The 8632-nt window shown below is 56.0% G+C and carries 10 protein-coding genes and 1 other RNA gene; 6 read left to right on the forward strand and 5 right to left on the reverse strand.

Going from position 1 to position 8632, the window contains the following annotated elements; all coding sequences use genetic code 11:
- Window positions 1-282 (forward strand): hypothetical protein (locus tag ABD654_RS01630; protein ID WP_344701636.1); only part of this gene is annotated, 282 nt, incomplete at its 5' end.
- Window positions 283-428: 146 nt separating this feature from the next.
- Here ABD654_RS01630 and pssA read toward each other — a convergent pair.
- On the reverse strand, window positions 429-1277 hold the full coding sequence (gene pssA / locus ABD654_RS01635) for a CDP-diacylglycerol--serine O-phosphatidyltransferase (RefSeq protein ID WP_344701638.1): 849 nt from the start codon (window positions 1275-1277) through the stop codon (window positions 429-431).
- A 229-nt stretch (window positions 1278-1506) separates the two neighbouring features.
- Window positions 1507-2523: a ketol-acid reductoisomerase gene (gene ilvC / locus ABD654_RS01640; RefSeq protein WP_344701640.1), complete on the reverse strand. Its 1017-nt coding sequence runs from the start codon at window positions 2521-2523 to the stop codon at window positions 1507-1509.
- A gap of 193 nt (window positions 2524-2716) precedes the next feature.
- Between ilvC and ilvY the strand changes: the two genes are divergently transcribed.
- Complete coding sequence (gene ilvY, locus ABD654_RS01645; RefSeq protein WP_344701642.1) at window positions 2717-3610, forward strand: HTH-type transcriptional activator IlvY; 894 nt, start codon at window positions 2717-2719, stop codon at window positions 3608-3610.
- An 83-nt stretch (window positions 3611-3693) separates the two neighbouring features.
- Here ilvY and fur read toward each other — a convergent pair whose 3' ends face one another.
- The gene (gene fur / locus ABD654_RS01650; protein WP_344701644.1) at window positions 3694-4161 is read right to left on the reverse strand and encodes a ferric iron uptake transcriptional regulator; all 468 of its coding nucleotides are present in this window, start codon (window positions 4159-4161) and stop codon (window positions 3694-3696) included.
- Between the two features lie 33 nt (window positions 4162-4194).
- On the opposite strand from fur, the gene ABD654_RS01655 reads away from it, so the two are divergent.
- The gene (locus ABD654_RS01655; protein ID WP_344701646.1) at window positions 4195-4689 is read left to right on the forward strand and encodes an outer membrane protein assembly factor BamE; all 495 of its coding nucleotides are present in this window, start codon (window positions 4195-4197) and stop codon (window positions 4687-4689) included.
- Here the strand turns inward: ABD654_RS01655 and ABD654_RS01660 are convergent.
- Complete coding sequence (locus ABD654_RS01660) at window positions 4686-4997, reverse strand: RnfH family protein (protein ID WP_344701648.1); 312 nt, start codon at window positions 4995-4997, stop codon at window positions 4686-4688. The genes ABD654_RS01655 and ABD654_RS01660 overlap by 4 nt on opposite strands.
- Window positions 4998-5086: 89 nt before the next feature.
- Window positions 5087-5521, reverse strand: a complete 435-nt coding sequence (locus tag ABD654_RS01665; RefSeq protein WP_344701650.1) for a type II toxin-antitoxin system RatA family toxin — start codon at window positions 5519-5521, stop codon at window positions 5087-5089.
- Between the two features lie 116 nt (window positions 5522-5637).
- Here ABD654_RS01665 and smpB point away from each other — a divergent pair, with 116 nt between their 5' ends.
- The 3 genes from smpB (at window position 5638) to ABD654_RS01680 (ending at window position 8038) form a co-directional block, all read left to right on the forward strand.
- Window positions 5638-6132: an SsrA-binding protein SmpB gene (gene smpB / locus ABD654_RS01670; protein ID WP_344701652.1), complete on the forward strand. Its 495-nt coding sequence runs from the start codon at window positions 5638-5640 to the stop codon at window positions 6130-6132.
- Window positions 6133-6175: 43 nt separating this feature from the next.
- Window positions 6176-6555: a transfer-messenger RNA gene (gene ssrA, locus ABD654_RS01675) on the forward strand.
- A 277-nt stretch (window positions 6556-6832) separates the two neighbouring features.
- Window positions 6833-8038 (forward strand): tyrosine-type recombinase/integrase, encoded by a 1206-nt coding sequence (locus tag ABD654_RS01680; RefSeq protein ID WP_017428894.1) that lies wholly within the window; start codon window positions 6833-6835, stop codon window positions 8036-8038.
- Window positions 8039-8632: the final 594 nt, after the last annotated feature.

Here is an 8632-nt window from a genome sequence, read left to right on the forward strand (position 1 = left end):
TTTCCGCCGCCCGAGGGCGTTGGAAAAAGCGAATCAATCTTGGCTCAAGGTTTCAAACGTCTCAAACAAAACCCGAAGGTTTTTGACGAGACACTTGCCTTGATAATAGGTGATTTGTCACCCACTCAGGCAAGCGCCCACATGAATTACCTGATCAACTTGTTAAAGAGCGTCTCGCAAGGCCGTTATGTCGGCCTGCAAAACGGCGATGACTTGCCGTCTCTGCTGCGAGGAAGGCGTATTCTACACGCCTTGAAGTGGTTGTCAACTGCGATTCTTTAAACCGCCACGATTTTAAACTCGCATAAATTGTTGACACCCAAGGCCTTTTTTGGGCCTTTCACCGCGGGCAACGCTTGGCGTCGCCTGCAGCGGATGCGTACTCTACGGGCTGAGGCGGCGTTTGGCAAGGGATGGCAGGAAATAAATTATTGCCCGGGTTTTAACTTACGCATCACTGCCTGAACTGGCCCTGACGCAACGTAAGCGCCAAAGAGCAGCAGCAGCATGACAGAAGGCTCGACGGAAATCATCACAAAGCCCAGCACAACCGCTAACAGCACGACAAAAGGCACCGGCTTTTTGAAGTCAATATCCTTGAAGCTGTAATAGCGCACGTTGCTCACCATCAGGATCCCGGCGGCGGCTACCAGCCCCAGCATCAATAGCTTAAAACCCAGCTCATTGGCTTCAAAGCTGTTAAATGTCCATACGCTTGCCGCCACCAGCGCCGCGGCCGAAGGACTAGGCAGCCCGATAAACCATCTTTTATCCACGCTGCCAATCTGCACATTGAAGCGCGCCAAGCGCAGTGCCGCACAGGCGACGTACAAAAATGCCACCACCCAGCCGGTCTTGCCGATATCCTGTAAAATCCAGGTAAAGGCCACCAGCGCCGGGGCCATGCCGAACGAAAGCATATCGGCCAGGCTGTCATATTCAGCGCCGAACTCGCTTTGCGTATTGGTCATACGCGCCACGCGGCCGTCCAGACCGTCCAGCACCATGGCGATAAAGATTGCCACGGCAGCCGCTGAAAAATCGCCGTTAATACCCGCCACTACGGCAAAAAATCCGGAGAACAGCGCCGAGGTGGTAAACAAATTGGGCAGCAGATAAATGCCTTTGCGACGCACTTTCTCCCCGCCTTCCATGGATTCTTCTACCACCTCGGTCTCTCGCATGAAGGCAGCGGCAAGGTCTTTGTTGCGCCGAGTGCCCGCCTGATCGTCGCGGGATGCCGAGGACGGCACGCTATCACGATTCTCTTCAGTCATAGCAAATACCCTGCACCACAGTGAACATCCTGACTCATGAGTGGCCTCCCCTCTGAAATAAAAATCTGTTGCGTCCCAGTTTGCATTCTACATGGCAGCAACGCACCCATCATCGGCAAGGCCCCAAACCTTTGAGCGCAAAACGCAAAAAAGCGCGCACGGTCGTGCCGTGCGCGCCTTGATACGCCGCCATATCGCGGCCGCCTATCGCTAAGCGAAGCGACTTGGCTTAGTTCTTCTCTTTATCCACCAGCTGATTGGCAGCAATCCAGGGCATCATGCCACGCAGCTTGGCACCGACCTTTTCCATTTCGTGCTCGGCGTTGAGGCGACGGCGCGCGGTCATGGAAGGGTAGTTCGTCTCGCCTTCAGTGATAAACATCTTGGCGTATTCGCCGGTCTGAATATCCTTCAGCGCCTTGCGCATGGCTGCGCGTGACTCTTCGTTAATCACCTTGGGCCCGGTAACGTATTCACCGTACTCTGCGTTATTGGAGATGGAGTAGTTCATGTTGGCCACGCCGCCTTCATACATCAGGTCGACGATCAGCTTGAGCTCGTGCAGGCACTCAAAGTATGCCATTTCCGGCGCATAGCCTGCTTCCGTCAGGGTCTCGAAGCCTGCCTTGACCAGCTCGACGGTACCGCCGCAGAGCACGGCCTGCTCGCCGAACAGGTCGGTTTCCGTCTCATCCTGGAAGGTGGTTTCGATGATGCCGCTACGGCCGCCGCCGATGCCCGCTGCATAGGACAGCGAGAGCTCTTTGGCATTGCCCGATGCGTTTTGATGAACTGCGATCAGGTCCGGAATACCCCCGCCCCGCACAAATTCACTGCGCACGGTATGGCCCGGCGCCTTGGGCGCAATCATGACAACATCCAGATCGCTACGCGCTTCAATCTGGTTGTAATGGACGTTAAACCCGTGGGCAAATGCCAGCGTGGCGCCTTCCTTCAGGTTAGGCGCCATCTCGTTTTCATAAATGGCTTTCTGGTTTTCATCCGGCGCCAGCATCATGACCACGTCAGCGGCTTTGCACGCCTCAGCGACGGTTGCCACCTTCAGCCCGGCAGCTTCAGCTTTAGCGGCAGACGCAGAGCCTTCGCGCAGCGCTACGGTAACGTCCACGCCGGATTCCTTGAGGTTGTTAGCATGGGCGTGCCCCTGAGAACCATACCCCACGATCGCAACCTTTTTTGCCTGGATAAGTGACAAATCGCAGTCTTTATCATAATAAACGCGCATAGCAGAAACTCCAGAACGGTATAATCAGTGTCAACAGCGTGCACAGAAAAGGTTCGAAAAACACCCTTTTACGCTGCCTGGCTTGCAAGGCAGCAAGCGCTACGGCATGCCACTGACTCTACGCCACCACCGCTATTGCGTAAAACGCTATATTTGCAATATAACATTGCAAATATAGCAACACGGAGCCGCCATGGATTTTCGCACGCTGCACCACTTTATGCTGCTCGCTGACACACTCCATTTCGGCCGCGCCAGCGAGCTGTGTCACATCAGCCCGTCAACGCTTAGCCGCTCCATACAGCAGCTGGAAAACACCTTGTCGGCAACGCTTTTCGAGCGCGACAATCGCCACGTGGCCCTAACGCGACAGGGACTGACATTTCAGCGTTACGCCCGTGAGACACTGGAACAGTGGGAAGCCGTTAAGCGCTCTCTGGCCGATGAGGCCGAAAAACTCACCGGCTCTATCAGTATTTACTGCTCGGTCACCGCAAGCTACAGCTTTCTATACACTCTGCTCAGCGATTTTCGCCGCCAGCATCCGGGGATTGAATTAAAGCTGCGCACAGGGGACCCGGCGGAGGCCATGAGTCGAGTGCTATTCGGAAGCGACGATATGGCGATTACGCCAAGACCTCGGCATCCGCCAGCGGCGCTGGGGTTTAAATCACTCACGCGCTCGCCGCTTGTGTTTATTGTCCCAAGCGCAGCTTTGAGCTGGCTGCCGCACCGCCCGGAAAGTTCAACCGCAGCGCAGTGGCGCGACGTTCCCATGATCTTGTCCGAGGCCGGCCTGTCACGCGAGTACACCGATACCTGGTTCAAGGCGCTGGGGATTATCCCGCACATCTACGCCCAGGTAGCCGGCCATGAAGCCATTGTCAGCATGGTGGGGCTGGGGTTTGGCGTGGGCGTTGTGCCACAAATCGTGCTGGATAACAGCCCCCTGGCAGATCGCGTTCGGGTGCTCAGCGTCAAACCAGAGCTGCCCCACTACGATGTCGGACTTTGTATGCTGAACCGCCGCCTGAAAAGCCCCAGACTCCGGGCACTGTGGGACGCTGTTAACGAACACAGGCGTTAACACGCAAAAACGGCAGGCCGCAGCCTGCCGTTTGCATCATCTTGGAAAGGTTTTGCATGGTGCTAGAAAAATGAGCCCCGAGGCTACTTTTTTGGCGCAACGCCTCTTGGCCGTGGCACGCTTTCCTGACGCATGCTGTCCGAGCCGCGTGGGCGCACGTATAGCACAAGCGCGTGATCGATGAGTTCAAAACCGTGCTCTTCTGCGATTTCCTGCTGACGCCGCTCGATCACTTCATCCATGAATTCGAAGATTTCGCCGCTTTCCAGGCAAACGATGTGGTCATGATGTTCTTCCTGGGCCATCTCGAACAAGGCATGCCCGCCGTCAAAATTGTGACGAATAACCAGCCCAGCCGACTCGAACTGAGTCAACACCCGATAGACGGTGGCCAGCCCTACATCCTCGCCCGCATCAATCAGCGTTTTATAAACTTCTTCAGCGCTTAAGTGATGCTGACCCGAAGCGTTTTCGAGAATCTGCAGGATTTTGACTCGCGGCAGGGTCACTTTCAGCCCGGCTTTACGCAGTTCATTATTCTGGTCGGCCATGATCACTCTTCGCAGTAGCAGGTTAGGTCGGTTATGATCGACCAAAACCACGATAGTGAAGAACAGGCGCAAATGCAAAAACTGACGAGAATCATCGCTTTTTCCCTTACCTTGGCCAGCGTAAGCGGCTGCAGCAGCCTGGGAATCTATAAACGCGACATTCCCCAGGGCAACCTGGTCACCCAAGAGATGGTTCAGCAGCTGCACAGCGGCATGAGCCAGCGTCAGGTCACACGCATCATGGGCAGCCCCTTGCTCAAGGCACCGTTTGATGCCCGCGAATGGGACTACGTGTTCCAGCTGGACAAGGCCTACGGTGACGTTGAGACCCGGCGCGTCACGCTGACGTTCAACGATGCCGGCCAGCTGATCAACATGGAAAAAGATGGCGCCATTGCCGATGATCTACCTCTGAACGTGAACACCACTCCGGGCGCCGCTAACAAGGTCGATCCGCTGAATACGCTACCCAAGGAAAGCACCCAGGTGCCAACGCCGGATGCCGGGCCGGCCAGCGCGCCGCGCTAACGGTCGCGCTGACGCTGAGCCCTGGCCTGCCTGGCAGCCTTGGGGTCGATCACAAGCGGGCGATAAACCTCTACGCGATCACCGTCACGCAGCCGGTAGCTGTGTGGCGCACGGAGTGCTTTGCCAAAAATGCCTATCGCCGGCTGGCGAAAAATAGCGTCCGGCACTTCAGGAAAAAGGCCGGGCAAATTAGCCCGCTCAACCGCCTCGGCTGCGGTGGTGTGCGGCTCAACCTCAAGGCTGATCAGCCGCTGCCGGCACGGCAGGGCAAACGCCACCTCAATATGCAGTAATCGGCCTGTTGGCACACCTGGCTCCTCGTCACTTTCCGCTTTTTCGCTTTCTAGCGCAGCCTTTTCCGCTGAGCTTGCCCGGACATTAGACGGCTGCATACCGATCAGCGGCCGTAGAGCTCATCGGCACGGCGGGTAAACGAATCCACCAGCTGAACGGCAATCTGCTGAAACAGCTTGCCAAACGCCATACTCAAAAGACGGTTGGCAAACTCGAACTCCATCTCCAGACTGACCTGGCACATGGCATCGTCTACCGCAATAAACTGCCAGCGCCCCTTGAGCCGCTTGAACGGCCCTTTCACCAGCGACATTTCGATTCGCTCAGGGGCATAAAGATCATTACGCGTGGTAATGGTCTGCTCGACACCGGCGCGCCCGAGCGTCATCTCCCCCACCAGATGAGTCTCGTCACGCTCAAGCAGGCGAGCACGGCGGCAGCCGGGTAAAAACTGCGGGTATTGCTCAAAGTCGTTCACCAGCTCAAACATTTGCTGGGGCGTATGCCGCACCAAGGCGGAACGATTCACGGTTGGCATTGACCTCTCCGCTGACTTCACAGTGCCCAAGGCGTATCATTGGGGCAAATTTTCACAGATGGTACCACGCCTTTTCCATTCACGAAGGGCAACCCACTGATCAATGACGAGGTGACATGGCCACGAAGAAGGGGAAAACCAAAAAAGGGCCGGGCAGCAGCGTTATTGCCCAGAACAAAAAGGCGCGCTTTGAATACCACATCAACGAGACGTTCGAAGCCGGGCTTGCGCTTGCCGGCTGGGAGGTCAAAAGTCTGCGTGCGGGCAAGGCCCAGCTTACCGACACCTACATTCTCGTGCGTCGAGGTGAGGCCTGGCTGCTGGGCAGCCACATCATGCCGCTGGACACCGCCAGCACCCATGAGACTGCCGATCCCACGCGCACCCGCAAGCTGCTCTTGCACCGCAAGGAAATCGCCAAGATTTTCTCCGTAACCCAAGACAAGGGCCATACCTGCGTGCCGCTCAAGCTGTACTGGAAACGTAATCTGGTCAAGTGTGAACTGGCGCTGGTCAGCGGCAAAAAACAGCACGACAAGCGCGCTACCGAAAAAGCCCGCGACTGGCAGCGGCAAAAAGGTCGCATCATGCGGGAACAAAACAAAGGATAGCTGGTCAATGAGCAGTGAGCACGTTAGAATGCTCACACGTTAAGGGGGCGACATGGTCTCGACGCTGATGACAACCCCTGCGGTGCATGCCGAGAGTGTGATGTATCTCGTAAATTCAACATCACGAAAAATAGTCGCAAACGACGAAAACTACGCTCAGGGCGCGCTGGCAGCGTAAAAACTGCTAGCTTCTTGTCCGGCTCCAAAGCCATGTGCCTGTTCATGGCAGCGGAGATACGAGCTAAAACTGACAGGATCGCAGTTGGCGGCGCCTTCACGTCGACTGTTAAACTTTGGAAGGCTCGCGTGACTGAATCCTGATCGTCGGAGTCGGTCGCGCTAAAACAAAAGACGAAATCTAAGCATGTAGAGCCAATGGGCGAGTATCGGCGGACGCGGGTTCAATTCCCGCCGCCTCCACCAACATCAGGTTTCAGGAAGCACCAAAACGTTCCACAAACCGCATGAACAGGGGCCTCCGGGCCCCTTTCTTGTGTCTGGACGTCCCAAAATGATTCTTGACACCCCACCTGCCTGGGGGCATAAATGGGGGCATAACGTCGAGATCAATATGCTGATGCCCCCAAATGGAAGTAAAAGGCACAAAGCCCAGAACCACGGGCTTAACGCCCATGCGCTTTGTGCCAAGACCTGCTTTCCCTTGGGGGCATAAGCCAAAATTCGCCCCAAGGTGCCCCCAATGAGTCGCCAAATTAATAAGCTAACGGCTACGGCCATCAAGGCAGCCAAGCCCCAGGAAAAAATCTACAGGATGCCCGACGGTGGTGGCCTATACCTGGAGGTAGCTAAAACCGGCAGCAAGTACTGGCGCATGAAGTATCGCTACGGCGGTAAGGAAAAGCGTCTGTCTATCGGCGTATATCCAAACGTATCGCTGGCATCGGCACGCGAAGTCCGCGACGATGCAAAACGCCAGCTCGCTGAAGATATAGACCCCAGCACGGCCAAGCGCATTGCTCACCAGCAAGGTGTAGATGCATCAGCCAACACTTTTGGCGCTGTTGGCATGGAATGGCTTGAGCAGGTTCATCAGCACGATGTGGTGCCCGCACATTACATGCGCAACAAACGCCGGCTGGAACGTGACGCTTTTCCGATTATCGGCAAGCGCCCGCTGGCCAAGATCACGCCGCCCGAACTGCTGGATTGCCTGCGTCGCATCGAAGCACGCGGCCACATTGAGACTGCCCATCGCGTAAAAACATTGTGCGGCCAAATATTCCGATACGGCATTGCCACAGGACGAGCGGAGCGTGACCCAACTCCAGACTTGCGTGATGCTCTCCGATCAAGCAATACGCGGCATCATGCTGCGATTACTGATCCAGAAGAAGTCGCTGTCCTGTTACGCGCCATAGAAGGCTACGGTGGCCAACCTGCGACCATTGCCGCTCTCAAAATAGCGCCGCTGGTTTTCACTCGGCCGGGGGAATTACGGCAGGCGAAATGGGCTGACTTTGATCTGGAAAAAGAAACCTGGTCTTTCCATGTGAGCAAAACAGGGCAGCCTCTTATCGTGCCCCTCCCAACGCAGGCAGTAAAAATCCTACGAGACCTTCACGGCCTCACCGGGCGTTCAGAATTTGTTTTTCCCGGGGCACGTAGCGATCAGCGCCCAATGAGCAACGCTACGCTGAAAGCCGCATTAGATAGAATGGGGTTCAAGGGCGAGATGACCGCCCACGGCTTTCGCGCCATGGCACGTACTATCTTAGCCGAGCAGCTAAATTTTCCAGAGCACATTATTGAGCAGCAGCTGGCGCATACCGTGAAAGACGCTAACGGACGCGCCTACAACCGTACCAAATATCTCGATCAGCGGCGGGAGATGCTGCAGGCCTGGGCTGATTATTTGGAGAACTTAGTAGACCCATCATCGGCCTAAATTTTGAGGCCCGCATAATTATTTAGCACTTCAGAGTCCTTCCTCTGCATTCATGGCGCGGGGCATACCCAAGCCTCGACTCGCCTAGCTACAGCTTCACGGCCGGCGCGCTCGGCTTTTTATGGCGCGCACCGGCATCGTCTACGTCGGCAGCACTACCCAGCGCGCCAGCTCCCACCGGCTCAGCCTCAACAGATCTGCTGTCGGAAATGCGCTGTTGAATGTCCGCGGAAAAAGGCTTCCAGCCGGGTAAAAATTTGGCGAAAGTTTCTGTAGCCGCGTCACCTGACATACAGCCATCGGGACCCGACATGGCACCGCCAGCTAATGACACTGCGCCTGGTAGCACGGCCTTATCTGCTGAAGGTCTAATGGCAGGTTCCGGCTCATTGACGTTTGAAACCACCGCTCACGCGAGCCTATATGAAGCAGATGTGGCGTTTTGCAAGCGCCTCATAGCGTTGCGGTTCCAGTCAAATTGAAAAAAATTTGTAACTATTCAGGTGGCGTCGGATGAGACTCGCCAACCCGCTGTTCCTTCAGGCATAGTACCGTCATTCGACTCCCCCACCCAGCAGGCAACATGACCATCAG

The organism is Halomonas cibimaris (assembly GCF_039537045.1).
GTDB classification, from domain to species: domain Bacteria; phylum Pseudomonadota; class Gammaproteobacteria; order Pseudomonadales; family Halomonadaceae; genus Vreelandella; species Vreelandella cibimaris.